This window comes from Phenylobacterium sp. T106, from assembly GCF_057219735.1.
Genome location: NZ_JBXVWA010000011.1, coordinates 60,575 through 75,608 on the forward strand (window position 1 = coordinate 60,575; position 15,034 = coordinate 75,608).

At 72.1% G+C, this 15,034-nt stretch carries 11 protein-coding genes; 6 read left to right on the forward strand and 5 right to left on the reverse strand.

Going from position 1 to position 15,034, the window contains the following annotated elements:
- Window positions 1-18: 18 nt before the first annotated feature.
- Complete coding sequence (locus AC2D8W_RS19955) at window positions 19-822, reverse strand: SDR family NAD(P)-dependent oxidoreductase (protein ID WP_484673002.1); 804 nt, start codon at window positions 820-822, stop codon at window positions 19-21.
- A gap of 97 nt (window positions 823-919) precedes the next feature.
- Here AC2D8W_RS19955 and AC2D8W_RS19960 point away from each other — a divergent pair, with 97 nt between their 5' ends.
- The 3 genes from AC2D8W_RS19960 to AC2D8W_RS19970 all read left to right on the forward strand — a co-directional run bounded on the left by AC2D8W_RS19960 (window position 920) and on the right by AC2D8W_RS19970 (window position 5,555).
- On the forward strand, window positions 920-1,933 hold the full coding sequence (locus AC2D8W_RS19960) for a helix-turn-helix domain-containing protein (protein ID WP_484673003.1): 1,014 nt from the start codon (window positions 920-922) through the stop codon (window positions 1,931-1,933).
- 134 nt (window positions 1,934-2,067) lie between these two features.
- Window positions 2,068-4,419 carry a TonB-dependent receptor gene (locus AC2D8W_RS19965; protein ID WP_484673004.1) on the forward strand — a complete coding sequence of 784 codons (2,352 nt, stop codon included), beginning with the start codon at window positions 2,068-2,070 and terminating at the stop codon, window positions 4,417-4,419.
- Window positions 4,419-5,555 carry a serine hydrolase domain-containing protein gene (locus AC2D8W_RS19970; RefSeq protein ID WP_484673005.1) on the forward strand — a complete coding sequence of 379 codons (1,137 nt, stop codon included), beginning with the start codon at window positions 4,419-4,421 and terminating at the stop codon, window positions 5,553-5,555. Before AC2D8W_RS19965 ends, AC2D8W_RS19970 begins: the two co-directional genes overlap by 1 nt.
- Here AC2D8W_RS19970 and AC2D8W_RS19975 read toward each other — a convergent pair.
- Window positions 5,540-6,280, reverse strand: coding sequence for a TetR/AcrR family transcriptional regulator (locus AC2D8W_RS19975; protein WP_484673006.1), 741 nt, complete (start codon window positions 6,278-6,280; stop codon window positions 5,540-5,542). The genes AC2D8W_RS19970 and AC2D8W_RS19975 overlap by 16 nt on opposite strands.
- A 168-nt stretch (window positions 6,281-6,448) precedes the next feature.
- On the opposite strand from AC2D8W_RS19975, the gene AC2D8W_RS19980 reads away from it, so the two are divergent.
- The 3 genes from AC2D8W_RS19980 (at window position 6,449) to AC2D8W_RS19990 (ending at window position 10,492) form a co-directional block, all read left to right on the forward strand.
- Window positions 6,449-6,757, forward strand: a complete 309-nt coding sequence (locus tag AC2D8W_RS19980; protein ID WP_484673007.1) for a hypothetical protein — start codon at window positions 6,449-6,451, stop codon at window positions 6,755-6,757.
- Window positions 6,758-6,930: 173 nt separating this feature from the next.
- The gene (gene clpB, locus AC2D8W_RS19985) at window positions 6,931-9,519 is read left to right on the forward strand and encodes an ATP-dependent chaperone ClpB (RefSeq protein ID WP_293483143.1); all 2,589 of its coding nucleotides are present in this window, start codon (window positions 6,931-6,933) and stop codon (window positions 9,517-9,519) included.
- A gap of 199 nt (window positions 9,520-9,718) precedes the next feature.
- Window positions 9,719-10,492, forward strand: coding sequence for a sulfite exporter TauE/SafE family protein (locus AC2D8W_RS19990; RefSeq protein ID WP_484673008.1), 774 nt, complete (start codon window positions 9,719-9,721; stop codon window positions 10,490-10,492).
- 4 nt (window positions 10,493-10,496) lie between these two features.
- Here AC2D8W_RS19990 and AC2D8W_RS19995 read toward each other — a convergent pair whose 3' ends face one another.
- The 3 genes from AC2D8W_RS19995 to AC2D8W_RS20005 form a co-directional block, all read right to left on the reverse strand.
- Complete coding sequence (locus AC2D8W_RS19995; protein WP_484673009.1) at window positions 10,497-11,042, reverse strand: hypothetical protein; 546 nt, start codon at window positions 11,040-11,042, stop codon at window positions 10,497-10,499.
- Between the two features lie 99 nt (window positions 11,043-11,141).
- Window positions 11,142-11,666, reverse strand: a complete 525-nt coding sequence (locus tag AC2D8W_RS20000; protein WP_484673010.1) for a hypothetical protein — start codon at window positions 11,664-11,666, stop codon at window positions 11,142-11,144.
- Window positions 11,667-11,680: 14 nt separating this feature from the next.
- Window positions 11,681-15,019: a DUF6519 domain-containing protein gene (locus tag AC2D8W_RS20005; protein WP_484673011.1), complete on the reverse strand. Its 3,339-nt coding sequence runs from the start codon at window positions 15,017-15,019 to the stop codon at window positions 11,681-11,683.
- Between the last annotated feature and the right edge of the window lie 15 nt (window positions 15,020-15,034).

The following is a 15,034-nucleotide window of genomic DNA, read 5'->3' on the forward strand; positions in this document are numbered from 1 at the left end:
TTTTCCGCCACGGACCGCTCAGGCCCGACCGTCCGAGATCGACCAGCCGCCGTCGACCGGCATCGCGACGCCCGTGACGAAGGCGGCCTCGTCGCTCAGCAGCCACGCGACGGCGGCGGCCTGCTCGTCGACCGTGCCGAACCGGTTCATGAGCGTCCTCTGCGTGATCCGTCGGGTGGCGGCCTCATAGCCGGCCTGCCCCAGCTCGGCGCGCATCTGTTCGAAGATGGGGGTCTCCACCGGGCCCGGGCACAGGGCGTTCACCCGGATGTTATCGGCGGCGTAGTCCATGGCGGCGTGCTGGGTCAGGCTGATGATCGCCGCCTTCGTCATGCCGTAGAGCGCGTGGTTGCGGTTCGGCCGCAGGCCCGCCATCGACGCCACGTTCAGGATCGCGCCGCCGCCCCGGGCCGCCATCAGGGGGTGCGCCTTCGCGGTCGCGTACCAGACCGGCCGCAGGTTCACCGCCACCATCCGATCGAACTCGTCCGGCTCCAGGGTTTCGAAGCGCCGCATCGGGCCACCGATCCCCGCGTTGTTCAGCAGGCCGTCCAGCCCGCCATACGCCGCCTTCGCCGTATCGAGCGCAGCCTCCACCACCGCCAGGTCCGAGACGTCGCCGGCCCGGGTCTCGCAGCGGCGGCCGAGCGCGGCCACGGCCTTCGCCAGGTCCTCGAGTCCCGCCGCATCCAGGTCGATCGCCACGAGGTCGGCGCCTTCCGCCGCCAGCCGCAGGGCTGCGCCGCGCCCGATCCCGCTGGCGGCCCCGGTGATCAGCACCGCCTTGCCGGCGAACCGGCCCCCGGCCTCCATCCTGTCCATGTGCTTCCTTCCGCGGCGGCGCGGCTTGTCACGCCTGGCGTCGCTGTGTACGGTGTACACATTGCGATCGCAACGGCTTTCGAAGGCGGGAGGTCAAATGTCGGCGCAGGACGCCCAGGCGCTCACCCACGCGGATCCTGTGCCGGGCATGACGGTGCGGGATATCCGGCTTCTGCTGTCGGCCGACACCGACGCGGGATCCGACGCCTTTCTCGCGACGCATCTGGGACCGCGACCCGGCGACGACGTGATCGCTGCGGACGCGTGCTGGCGTCTTTTCTCCGAGCATGCGGCGCGCGTGGGCGACGAGACGCATAGGGTCTTCGCCGCGCCGCTTCGCCCTGGGGGCACAGCGCTGCTCGTCTCCCGGATGCTGCTCGCGGGCACGCTGGGCGAGGCCCTGCGCGCGTGCGCCGAGGCGCTGCCGATCATGATCCCCGACCTCAGCCTCACGGTCGCCGCGTCGCGTCGGGGCGTCTGCCTGCGCTGGCGCTGCGCCGGCCCGCCAAGCGCGGCGCGGCAGGTTTCGCTCGAAGCCACCGCCGTCGCCTACCATGCGATCTTCAGCTGGCTCGCCGGCGCGCCCATCCAGGCCCGACGGGTTCGGGCGCCCGGGGGCCGGGCTTCGAGCGGCTCGCCCCTGCTGCGCCTGCTGCGCGCGCCGGTGGCCCACGCGGGCGACGACCTGGAGATCGTCCTCCCGGCCGACATCCTCGCCGCGCCGGTGGCGCCGCGGCCGGTCGAGGCCTGGTACGAGGGCGCCTACCGGATGATCTGCGAGGCGCTGCTCCAGACGGGACGTTCCGAGGGCTTCGCCGACCTTGCGCGCTCGGCGGTGCTGAAGGGCGCCGACCAGCAGGCGCTCGCCGATCGTTGGGGCGTCTCCACGAAGACGGTGGCGCGGCGGCTCGAGCAGGAGGGCGCGTCCTTCCGCCGGATCCGCGATGCGGTGCGGCGCGAGAAGTCGGCCTCGCTCATCCATGCCGGCCTCACGCTGGAGGAGATCGGCGATCTCCTGGGGTACGAAGACCCGCGCAGCTTCCGTCGCGCGTTCCGCCGGTGGTTCGGCGTCAGTCCGTCAGCCTACCGCGCACGCCCAGCCGCCGCCTGATCCTGTCCGAAAGTGTCCGCTCGCTGTCGGGGCGTGCAGCCCTGGCGGGCGGGCGCGGCCGGATCGAACCTCTCCCCAACATCACCAGAGGACCCCCCGCGCGACGTCACGGAGGGGCTCGATAGGGGGAGACGATGAACCTGACACCACCACGGCGGACGATCGGCGGCTGGCGAGGCGCTCTCGCTGCGGGTGTGGCCCTCGCGCCGCTGGCCGTCCTGCCGGCGCAGGCCCAGACGACGGACGAGCCGGTGGCCCTGACCGAGATCGTCGTGACGGCGCAGAAGCGCGCCGAGACGGCCAACACGGTGCCGATGTCGATCACCGCGGTTTCGGGCGAGCAGTTGGCGGCTGCGGGCGTGACGCAGCCGCGCGATCTCGTGAAGATCGCGCCGTCCTTCAACTACACCGACAGCTACGTGGCCTCGCCGATCTACACGCTGCGCGGGGTCGGATTCAGCGACGTGAGCCTGGGCGGGCGCTCCACCGTCAGCATCTACCAGGACGAGGCGCCGATCCCGTTCGCCATCGAAACCCGGGGCGTGAACCTCGATCTGGAGCGGATCGAGGTCCTGAAGGGGCCGCAGGGGACGCTGTTCGGGCAGAATGCGACGGGCGGGGCCATCAACTACATCGCCGCCAAGCCCACCCGCCAGTTCGAGGCCGGGGCCGACGTCGGATATGGCCGGTTCGATGCGACGGAGCTGGGCGGCTTCGTCAGCGGGCCGCTGACCGAGACCCTCTCGGCGCGCCTCGCCGTGCAGAGCTCGCGGATGGACCCCTGGCAGACGAGCTACACGACCGTCGAACGAAACGGCCGGGTCGATCTCGTCAACGCCCGCCTGATCGTGGCCTGGACGCCGGGCGACGCGACCAAGGTCCTGTTGACGGTGGGCGGCTGGCGCGACCGCTCGGACGTGCAGGCGGGCCAACTGATCGGCTACAACCCCGCGATCCCCGCCGCGGCGCCCCTGGTGCCGGGCCTGTTGACCTATCCGCTGGCTCCGCCCCGGGCCCGCGCGGCCGACTTCACTCCGGGCCTGGACTATGCGCGCAGCAACCGCTTCTTTCAGTCCAACCTGCGCATCGACCAGGAACTGCCGCTCGGCCTCACGCTGACGTCGCTGACCAGCTACAGCCGCTTCCGCGAGCGGCAACTGCAGGACACGGACGGCACGACGCTGGCCAACCTCGACCTGCTCACGCGCGGCCACATCCAGTCGGTCTCGCAGGAGCTGCGGGTGGGCGGGCCGGCGGGCGAGCGCGTGACCTTCGTGGCAGGCGTGAACCTGGCGCGCGACACGGTCCTGGAAGACGGCCTGCTCACCAATCCGCAGAGCACGGTCGCCTTCACGTTCGTCCCGTTCGGACTGCCGCTGTTCACCAGCTTCCGCGACATCAACAATCAGCACTCGAGCAGCTGGGCCGCCTTCGTGAGCGGCGACGTGGCCCTGGCGGAGGGGCTCAAGGCCTACGGCGGGCTACGCTACACGCGTACGCTGATCCGCTACGACGGCTGCAGCGCCGACGCGGGCGACGGCGTCACGGCGCTGGACTTCGGCGCGTTGCTGAACGTGTTCCGGGCGGGCGCCGGGCTGCCGCCGAACCCGCCGATTCCGCGCGGCGGCTGCTACACGGCCGACGCGCAGTTCCGGCCCGGTCTGGTCCGCGACAAGCTGGACGAGGACAACGTCGCCTGGCGGGCGGGACTGGAGTGGACCCCGGCCGAGCGGACGCTGCTCTACGCCAACGTCTCCAAGGGCTACAAGGCCGGCAGCTTCCCGAGCCTCGGCGCCACGCTGGCGACCCAGCTGGGACCGGCGAAGCAGGAGTCCATCCTGGCCTACGAGGCCGGCTTCAAGGTGACGCTGCAGCAGCGGACGCTGCAGCTGAACGGGGCCGTGTTCCACTACGCCTACGACGACAAGCAGGTGCTGGGGAAGGTGCTGGACCCGGTGTTCGGCCCGCTGCTCAAGCTGGTGAACGTGCCGAAGTCGCGCCTGACGGGCGCCGAGCTCGAGGTGGCCTGGGCGCCGGTCCGAGGCCTGCGCGTGACCGGCGGGGGCTCGTGGATCGACAGCGAGATCCGGGGGCCGTTCCTCAACTTCGACCCGGCGGGCGCCCTTCGCGACTTCGGCGGCGAGTCGTTCCCGAACACGCCCAAGTGGCACCTCGTCGGCGACATCGACTACCGCTGGAACCTGAACGACGCGCTCCAGGGCTTCGTCGGGGCCAGCGCGACCCACCAGAGCGCGACCAACAGCCAGCTCGGCGAGCTGCCGATCCTGCGCGTGCGCGCCCATACCCTTGTGGACCTGCGGGCCGGCGTCGCGGCCGAGGACGGCGCCTGGAGGCTCACCGCCTGGGGCCGCAACGTCGGCGACGTCTACTACTGGACCTCGGCGAACAGGAACCTCGACACCACGGTGCGGTTCGCCGGCATGCCGGCCACCTACGGCGTCACGCTCAGCCTGAGGACCCGCTGATGTCCCGCGTCGAGATCCAGGGGCGCTGCGATCCGGCCTTCCAGGCCGTGGCCGACGCCTTCAGGCGAACGTTCGACCTTCCCGGGGAACTGGGCGGTTCGGTGAGCGTCGTGCGCGACGGCCGGCCGGTCGTCGACCTTTGGGCCGGCCATGCCGACGCTGGGCGCGCGCGTCCCTGGGCCGAGGACACGCTGGTGAACGTGTGGTCGACCACCAAGGGCGTCATGGCGCTCTGCATCGCCCGGCTCAACGACCAGGGGCTGCTGCGCAACGACCGGCCGGTCGCCGAGTACTGGCCCGAGTTTGCGGTTCACGGCAAAGGCGACGTGACCGTGGCCCAGCTCTTCTCCCACCAGGCCGGCGTGTGCGGTCCGGGCAGGCCGGTCAGCGAAGCCGAGCTGCTGGACACGGACGTCATGGCCGATCTGCTGGCGGCCGAGCCTCCGCACTGGCCGCCGGGCAGCCGGTCTGGCTACCACGCCCTCTCGATCGGACCGCTGGCGGACGGCCTCGTCCGCCGGGTCGCCGGCAAGACCGTCGGCGCGTACTTCCGCGACGAGATCGGCGGCCCCACCGGCGTGGACTTCCACATGGGCCTGCACCCCGGCGACAGCGCCCGTGTCGCCGAAATCGCCCATGACGGCAGGCCGCAGTCCGGCGGCGTCGAGACGTTCAACGCCTATCAGCGCCTGGCGCAGGTCAACATCCCGGTCGAGGCCCATCTTGCCAACCTGCCGGCCTGGCGCGCCCAGGGGACGCCCTCGGCGGCCGGCCAGGGGAACGCCCGCAGCATCGCCCGGCTGTACGGCGCGCTCGCCACCGGCCGCACGCTGGCGGGGCGCGAGCTGGTCAGCGCCGGGGCGCTTGGGGCCGCGACGACCCCGCAGATCGAGAACGAGGACCTGGTCCTGCGCTTTCCGATCCGCTGGGGCGTGGGCTTTGCGCTGAACCCCATGGGCGCCTATGGCCCGAACGCCGGAGCCTTCGGGCACCATGGATGGGGCGGCTCGTTCGGTTTCGCCGATCCGGCGGCGCGCCTCGGAGTCGGCTACGCCATGAACTTCATGCGCGAACCGGACGGCGCCCCGGATCCGCGGATGAGCAGCTTGGTGGAAGCGGTCTACGCCTGCGCCTGATCCGCGGCGAAGCGCGCCGCCAGGCCGGCGATGATCGTTTCGAGGCCGAACTCGAACTGCGCGTCGTCGAGCGGTCGGGCGAGCACCGCGGCGGCCTCTTCGCGGGTGGTCGCGGAGAGCCCGTCCACCTGCGCCAGGAAGCCTGAGATCTTGCGCATCCGGGCGACCGCTGGGCCCGGCGGCGTCGCGCCTCTCCGCCGCAGCGCCTGCGCCTCCAGGAGGGCGAAGCCGGTCGTGTAGCTGGAGAGGGTCCAATAGACCTGGGGCAGGAAGGGCGCCGGCACGCCCCCCGCCTGCAGCCGTTCGATGATGGCGGCGTTGACCCGCAGCGAAGTCTCGGAGCGCCTGAACTCGCGCCCGGCCACGTCGGCCAGCTCCGGGTGTCGCAGAAGGCTGGCGCGGACCCGGCGGCTGAGGTCTCGCGCTTCCTCGGGCCAGGGCCTCTGCGGGCCGGTCGGCGCATAGTCCGAGACGACCGCGTCCATGATCGCCTCGAGCAGTTCGGCCTTGCTGGCGAAGTGGCGGTAGACCGCCATGGTCGTCGCGCCGAGGGCCGCGCCGAGGTCGCGCATGCTGAGCGCGGCCAGCCCCCGCTCGTCGATCAGGGCGATGGCGACCTCCAGGATGCGGCCCCGCGACAGCTCGGGCCGCGGGCGTCGCCGAGGCGGTTCTGGAGGGACGGTGGCGGGGGTGGACGGCATGCAGGCCCGGAGGGTGCGCCGCATCGCCGGGTGCGGCAAGCCGATCACCCGCCGAGTTCCTGCCCGATGACGGTCTCGATGATGGGCCGCGACGGCTGCCGGCTCCCGGAAATGCTTGTTACCTCCCGATCGACGCCCATTCCGAGTAACGGTCCCTGTCTGCATGGCCGGTTGACCCGCCTAAATGAACGGATGAAGTTCGACGAACACAGGTTCGCGTCCGCCTCCGTTCACGGTGAGCATCTCGCGGCGGCGCGCGCCGCCCTGGACCTGTCCGTACAGCAGTTTGCCCAGCTCTGCGGTACGTCGCCGCTGACGTTGAAGCGGTGGGAAGACACCCGGGGGCCGATCCACGCGACGGTCACGGAGACGAACGACATCGTGCTCACGCTCTCGAAGGCAGGGATCGAACTGACCTCGGAGGGGGGGTGGGTCGGGATAAGATGCCGGTCGACGGATCCCGGCGCGCATCGCGCAATGTCTGCTGATGGCGCGCCCTGAATCCCTGCGACCTGGTCGAGGACGAAAGGGTGAGTGTCGGCCTGTTCCCCGGACGCGGTGACGGGGAGGGGCGGGGTCCCTTGTGTGGCGGTAATGCCACACTACATCGGGGTGGTCCGGAGGCTGCGCTTGATCAAGGCGGCGTCCGGCGTTCCGCCAGAGTTGGGGACACCATGAACATCGACATCTATTCCGACCGCGCCAAGCAGGCGATCCAGTCGGCGCAGAGCCTCGCGCTCGCCCGCCGCCACCAGCAGCTCGCCCCCGAGCACATCCTGAAGGTCCTGCTGGAAGAGCGGGACGGCCTGACCCGCGCGCTCGTGCAGAGCGCCGGCGGCCGCCCGGACGAGCTGGACAAGGCCGCCGAGGCCGCCATCGCCAAGCTGCCCCGCGTGGAGGGCGGCTCTGGCCAGCTGTACATGAAGCCCGAGACCGCGCGCGTGTTCGCCGAGGCCGAACAGGGCGCCAAGACCGCCGGCGACGCCTTCGTCACCACCGAGCGCCTGCTGATCGCGCTGGCCAAGGAAGGCGGCGAGGCGGCGAACGTGCTGAAGGCCGCCGGCGTCACGCCCAAGAGCCTGGAGGACGCGGCCGCGGCGGTCCGCAAGGGCCGCACGGCCGACAGCGCGTCGGCCGAGGAGGGCTACGACGCCCTGAAGCGCTACGCCCGCGACCTGACCCAGGTGGCCAAGGACGGCAAGCTCGACCCGGTGATCGGCCGCGACGAGGAGATCCGCCGCACCATCCAGGTCCTCTCGCGCCGCACCAAGAACAATCCCGTGCTGATCGGCGAGCCCGGCGTCGGCAAGACCGCCGTGGTCGAAGGCCTGGCCCAGCGCATCGTGAACGGCGACGTCCCCGAGGGCCTGAAGGACCGCAAGCTGCTGGCGCTCGACATGGGCGCGCTCATCGCGGGCGCGAAGTACCGCGGCGAGTTCGAGGAGCGGCTGAAGGCGGTGCTCAACGAGGTGACCGCGGCCGAGGGCTCGATCATCCTCTTCATCGACGAGATGCACACCCTGGTGGGCGCCGGGAAGTCGGACGGGGCGATGGACGCGTCCAACCTCCTGAAACCTGCGCTCGCCAGGGGCGAGCTGCACTGCGTGGGCGCCACCACGCTCGACGAGTACCGCAAGCACGTGGAGAAGGACGCCGCCCTGGCGCGGCGCTTCCAGCCCGTGATGGTGGACGAGCCCACGGTCGAGGACACCGTCTCGATCCTGCGCGGCCTGAAGGAGAAGTACGAGGTGCACCACCGCGTGCGCATCTCGGACTCGGCCATCGTGGCCGCGGCGACGCTGTCGAACCGCTACATCGCCGACCGCTTCCTGCCCGACAAGGCCATCGACCTCGTGGACGAGGCCGCCAGCCGCGTGCGCATGGCCGTCGACTCCAAGCCCGAGGAGCTGGACGAGATCGACCGGCGCGTCGTGCAGCTGAAGATCGAGCGCGAGGCCCTGGCCAAGGAGACGGACGCCGCCTCCAGGGCCCGGCTCGAGAAGCTCGAGGAGGAGCTGGACGATCTCGAGGGCCAGTCCGCCGAGATGACCGCGCGCTGGAAGGCCGAGAAGGAGAAAGTGAGCTCGGCCGCCCAGGCCCGCGAGGCCCTGGACCGGCTGCGCGCCGAGCTGTCGGCCGCCCAGCGCCGCGGCGACCTGCAGCGCGCCTCCGAGATCGCCTACGGCGAGATCCCCAAGCTGGAGAAGACGCTCGCCGAGGCCGAGGCCGCCGAGGACGACGCGGCCGAACAGATGACGCCCGACGTGGTCGACGCCGAGCAGATCGCCGCGGTGGTCAGCCGCTGGACCGGCGTGCCCGTCGAGAAGATGCTCGAGGGCGAGCGCGACAAGCTGCTGCGGATGGAGGACGGCCTGCGCCAGCGGGTCGTCGGCCAGGAGGAGGCGCTGGTCGCCGTCTCCGACGCCGTGCGGCGCGCCCGCGCGGGGCTGAAGGACCCGAACCGGCCGATCGGCTCGTTCCTGTTCCTGGGCCCCACGGGGGTCGGCAAGACCGAGCTCACCAAGGCGCTGGCCGAGTTCCTGTTCGACGACGAGTCCGCCGTGACCCGCCTCGACATGAGCGAGTACATGGAGAAGCACTCGGTGAGCCGGATGATCGGCGCGCCTCCCGGCTATGTCGGCTACGACGAGGGCGGGGCGCTGACCGAGAGCGTGCGGCGCCGGCCCTACCAGGTCGTGCTGTTCGACGAGGTCGAGAAGGCCCACCCGGACGTCTTCAACGTGCTGCTCCAGGTGCTGGACGACGGCCGCCTGACGGACGGCCAGGGCCGCACGGTCGACTTCCGCAACGTGCTGATCATCATGACCTCGAACCTCGGTTCGCAGTTCCTGGCCGAGCTGGCCGACGGCGAGGACGTGGAGAAGGCGCGGCCCGGCGTCATGGAGGTGGTCCGCCATCACTTCAGGCCCGAGTTCCTGAACCGGATCGACGAGATCATCCTCTTCAAGCGGCTGGGCCGCGGCGAGATGGACGACATCGTGCGCATCCAGCTCAAGCGCCTGGAGCGGCTGCTCGCCGACCGCCGCATGACCCTGGCGCTGGACAACGCGGCCCTGCACTGGCTGGGCGAGCGCGGCTACGACCCGGTCTACGGGGCCCGGCCGCTGAAGCGCGTGATCCAGAAGGACCTCATCGACCCGATCGCGCGCAAGCTGCTGGCGGGCGAGCTGGAGGACGGCGCGGTCATCGACGTCCACGCCGGCGACGAGGGCCTGCAGATCGCCCGCGCCAAGGTCCACTGACGCCTTCCCTTCCCGCCTTGCGGGAAGGGGGGACCGTCCGCCGAGCCCGCAGGGCGAAGAGCGCCCTTCCCACCGCTCGCTCTTCGGCGAGCGGTCCCCCTTCCCGTGCAGGGGAAGGGACAGGCGACCTTCAGCACCGCTGCGCCGCATATAAGTTTATCTCTATAGATGAGCTTGGAATTGGGGCTAGGCTCGCGTCATGCCCGATTTCCTCATCTTCGCCTTCGTGGGGTTCCTGGCCCAGATCGTGGACGGCGCCCTGGGCATGGCCTACGGCGTGATCTCGTCCACGGTGCTGCTGGCCTTCGGCGTGCCGCCGGCCAGCGCCTCGGCCAGCGTGCATGCGGCCGAGGTGTTCACCACCGCGGCGTCCGCCGGCTCGCATGCGGTGAACCGCAACGTGAACTGGAAGCTGTTCGCGCCGCTGGCCGCCGGCGGCTGCATCGGCGGGGCGGCCGGCGCCTTCGTGCTGACCTCGATCGACGGCGACGTGCTGAAGCCGTTCATCACCGCCTACCTGGCCCTGATGGGCGCCGTGATCCTCTACCGCGCCTGGCGCGCCCGCGAGCCGCGACCGTTCCCGCTGAAGTGGAGCGGCCCGCTGGGCGCGGGCGGGGGCTTCCTGGACGCCGTCGGCGGCGGCGGCTGGGGCCCGACGGTGACCACCGCCATGGTGGGGTCGGGCGCCGATCCGCGCCTGGCGATCGGCACGGCGAACACCGCGGAGTTCTTCGTCACCTCGACCATCTCGGCCGCCTTCCTGGCCGCGCTGCTCTCGGGCCACTGGGAAGAGGGCGGCCTGACCACCCACGCCGCGTCCGTCGCCGGGCTCATCGTGGGCGGCCTGCTGGCGGCCCCGCTGGCCGGCGTGGTGGTGCGGCGCGTGCCTGTGCGCGCGCTGACCTACGCGGTGGGCGTGATCGTCCTGTTGCTCGCCGGCTACCAGACGGCGCGCCAGCTCGGCTGGGTGTGAGCGCCTACAGCGCCAGCGGCGTCGTGCGGCCGCCGCGCAGCACCACCCGGCGCATCAGGGCCACCGTGCCGCCGTTCCCGGCCGCCGGCCGCGCCACGGTGATGGCGTACCAGACCCCGTCGGCCAGGCCGCCGAAGGCGAACTGGTCGGCGTCGTCGCAGGTGGTGCGCTTCACGTAGGGCCCGGCGTCTCCCGCGGGGGCGTTCGGCGTGCGGGCGCGAACCTCGTCGGCCGGCAGCGCGGCGCGGTCGCCCGAGCCGTAGAGGTAGGTCATCCGCCGCGCCGACCAGGGCGTTTCGGGCGTCAGCACCACCGTCGAACCCGCGCAGGTGTAGCGCAGGCCGCCGATCCGGTAGGTCACGCGCCCGGCGATCACGTTGCGGCCCGGCCGCTGGGACCAGGCGAAGTCGGCCGCATTGAAGGGCGGCGCGGGCCCGGCCGCCGGGCGCGGCGGCGCGGCGCCTCCGGGCGGGGGAGGGCCCAGCGTGGGCGCACAGGCCGAGACGAGGGCGGCGAGCCCGACGATGCCGATCAGGGGGGTCCGGAGCATGGCTGCACCTTATAGGGGATGGCGACCGGACATTTCCACTCGCATGGCCGCGCGGCCAAAGATTGGCGGCGCCTGGCGACGGATCGTGGCGCGCCCCTGCTAGCCCCGGCGAGCCGCCATGCGTTTGGTGTCGGCCTCGATGCGCTCCAGCGCGTCCAGCAGCAGTTCGGCGCGCCGGACCGCACGCTGGGTCTCGGCGGCGGAAGCCTCGGCCAGGGCGCCGAGGTCCTCGCGCAGCTTCGGGTGGGCGGCGGCGAAGGCCGTGGCGAAGGCGCGGTCCCTGACCAGCTTGCGCTGGGCCGCGGCGTCCGCGCTGGTTCCCTCCACGAGCTTCCGGGCCGCGGCGATCCGGGCTTCGCTGCGCAGGCCGGCCACCTCGGGCGGCAGGGTGATGCGCAGGCCGGCCCGCTCGACCTTGTCCGACGCGCGCAGGCCGGGCGCGTCCGGCACCAGCACCGTGGCCCCCGTCTTCAGCGCCCCCTCGGCCCGCAGGCCCGGATTGGCGCGAAGCAGGATCTCCTCGGCCCGCGCCTGCAGCTCAGGCTCGTTGCGGGTGTCGAACAGGGACTTGGCCAGGGAGGCGACGGTCCGCTGGCGGCCGACGGTGGCGATCTTGACGGGCATGGCGCGTGCTCTCCTCAGCCCAGGATATTCAACGGCGCCCAGGGCTGGCCGAGGCCCTGGTTGTTGAGTTCGATCTGGCCGAACGTGATGTTGCCGGTGACGGTGGCGGTCGGGTTGCGGCCGAACGCGCCGCAGGTCAGCCGCATCGCCGGCAGGTCGTTGTTCCAGCGCACGTGGTTGTTGGCCACCACGAGCCTCTGGGCCTGGATCGTCACGGGACTTTCGCCGGCCTCCGCCAGGCGCCGGCACTGGTTGCCCGAGAAGCTGCAGTCGGAGCCCTCGCCCAGGCGCACGAGCACGAGCGGCAGCTGGCTCCGGGGACGGGCGTCGATCGTCTGGTTCCCGCTCAGCCCCACCTGGGCCTCGCGCAGGCGGCCGAAGTCGGCGATCCGCCGGCGCGACACCGCCAGCATCCGTCCGTCCCCGGCGTCCACATAGGCGGGATAGGTGTTGACCGACGACGCGGTGGGCCCCCGCGCGGCGGGCGCCCCGGCGATCAGGCGGAAATCCTCGCCCGAGCGCGCGTCCAGGGCGATGGCGGTGAAGCTCGCGCCGTCCCCGTCGGCCGGGAGGCTGGCGCCGAAGACGCGGTTCGACGAGATGTCGGCCGTCACGATCGGCCCGATCAGCAGGATGCCGAACAGCTCGCCGCCGTTCACCGCGGGACCGATGTCCGAGACCGTGTTGTGCGAGACGTCCAGGGCGAGCGCGCCGCGCACCACGAGCCCCGCCGACCCGGCGTCCTGGAGATTCTCGCCCACCCGGCGGATGGTGTTGCCGATCACCTTGCCGTCGAGCACCGAGGCCAGGGCCACGCCGATCGCGCGGCGCTCGGGCGCGCCGTCGCCGACGCCCTCGACGATGTTGTTGTCGAACGCCAGCACGCCGATGCGGGCGTCGGGCAGCGTCTGCACGCCGCCGGAGCGGCAGTCGCGGATCACGTTCTGCTTGACGATCAGCGTCTGCTGCGCGGACTCGATGCTGATCCCGAAGCCCCGCACCCGGCCCATGCGGTTGCCGACGATCTGGGTGTCCGCCCGCGACCCGGGCGCGAAGCCCTCGACCAGGCGGATGCAGCAGGCGGTGGCGGGCGCGTCCGGGTTCTGCTGCAGGCCCACGATCTCGTTGTCGGCCACGTGCAGGTAGGGGACGCCGCCGACGATCCCGCTCGCCGAAGCCCCGGTGAAGATCGTGTTCTCCGTGATGGCGACGCCGCCGGCGCTCCAGGGCTCGGTGCGGCCGGCGTCGTCTTCCGGATCGAGATCGCCCGCGCCCGTGGCGACGACGCCGGCGTCGAACGCGGCGATGGCGTTGAGGACGATGCGGGTGACCGCGAGGTGCACCACCCGCTCGCGCAGGTCGACGCCGACCTGGCCGAAGAGCGTGTTGCCCGAGATCAGCGTCTCGTTGAGGCCGCAGTAGCCCAGTCCCTCCTGGCGTTCGGGATCGGCCAGCGCGCCGACGCCGATCGACGCCGCGATCAGGTTGTCGCCGATGTCGAGGCCGGCGTGGACGCCGTCCAGTGCGACGCCGAAGCCGCGCGCGCCCTCGGCGGTGGTCGAGAACAGGGTCGTGCGCTCGATGGCGGCGTTGTCGGTGTTGGTCAGGTGGATCGCGGCGCGCAGGCCGCCGCCGCCGACTTCAGGGGCGGAGACGAACACGGCGAGGTCCGAGATCGCGACCTGGTCGGACTCGATCACCTGGATCGCGCCACCGAGCCCGCCGTAGGCCAGCACGGTCGCGGCGCCCTGGCCGCGCAGGCGGACGTTGTCGCGATCCTGGATCAGGACGCGGTCGTCTCCCAGGATGTAGACCCCGGGGCTCAGGCACACCACACCGCCGGTGTCGGGGAGCTGGGCGATGGCCTGCTGTATGGTGAAGGCGCCCGAGTTGTGTTCCTCGACGCCGACGCAGACGGTGCACGCGCAGTCGTCGCCTCCGAATTCCGGCGGCCAGAAGACGCGGCAGTCCTGAACCGCGCCCGGGAAGGTCACCACGGCCAGGCGCGCGTAGTGGTGGTGGATCCCGGCCGGCGGGGCGCGCTCCAGGCGCTCGATCTGGGCCCCGGAGGTCCGGGCCGCGAAGCACCAGTGGTCCAGAGCCCTGGCCTCGCCGCCCGCGGGCTCGAAGTCGAACGCGACCGTGACGCCTGCCTCCAGCACCACGGCCTCGCCGGCCGGCGGCAGGGGGATGAGGCCGTCCGATCCCGCGGCGTCCAGGTCGACGAGCAGGTCGCCGTCCGCCGTGCGCACCTCGCCCGACTGATCCCAGCGGATCACCCGGCTGTGGCGGGCCAGGGCGGTGTCGGCGCCGCCGGCGGGGATCAGGTCGGCGCTGAGCGGGCTGTCGAGCCGCAGCTCGTTGGCGTCCTCGTCGACCTCCACCCGGCGCAGGTCCCCCGGCAGGCCCGCGAACTCCCGGCGGTCGTCGGTGATCTCCACCCAGTCGCCGGTTCGAAAGCGCAGGATGGAATCGCGCCCGATGCGGCGCACCTGCAGGCGGTCGGCGGCCGCGAACGCCTCGATGGTGGCGCCCACCGAGGCGTTGTCGCGCGACCACTTGAAGCGCGCCTCGCCCCGATCGCCGCCGGTGTGGATCTCGACCCGGTAGAGCTGGTTCTCGAGGCCGCGATAGCCGCCGCCGGGCGGCAGGAGGCAGGGTTCATCGGGGTCCTCGAACTCGATGGTGGCGGTCGTCAGGCGCGCAGCCGAGGGCGCGGTCAGGGCGTCCCAGGCGGCGAGGTCGGACGAGCAGGTGGTCCCGGCCCCGACGTCCGGCAGCACACGCACCTGCCAGACGGTCTGCAGGCGCGTCGCGGTGTCGATGCCGTTCAGCGCCGGCTCGAGCAGGCGCGGATCCTTCAGCGGCGTCACCTCGCGCTGCCATACGTCCAGGTAGACGACGTGCGGCCCGGCGCCGTCCGGAAGGGCGGGCGGGTCGGGCAGGTAGGGCTGCTGCGCATAGTCGATGAAGTCGCCGGCCGCCCGCGAGATCAGTTCGTCCAGCACGCCTTCGGCCTCGCCGGCCGGGTTCAGCCGCGCGCGGTCGAAGACGGCGGGGCTCGCCGCGTCGACGCGGCCGTGGTTCTCGGCCAGCAGGCCGTCCACGTACATGCGGCCGCGGCCGATGGTGAGCTGCGGGCCGGCCGCCGCGGCGATCTGGAAGCCCAGCGGCGTCTCGCGGGGGACCACGGCGCGCCCGACGATATCCACCGTCTCGGTCCGGAACCGCCGCTCGACGATCGAGACGAACTCGTTCCAGTCGGCGTCGAGGGTCGGGTGGCCCTGCTGCATCAGGACGCCGGCGAAGTGGCGCCGCGCGTCGAAGCTCTTGCGGCTGTAGTCGCCCGCCATGGGTTCGCCTCCCGC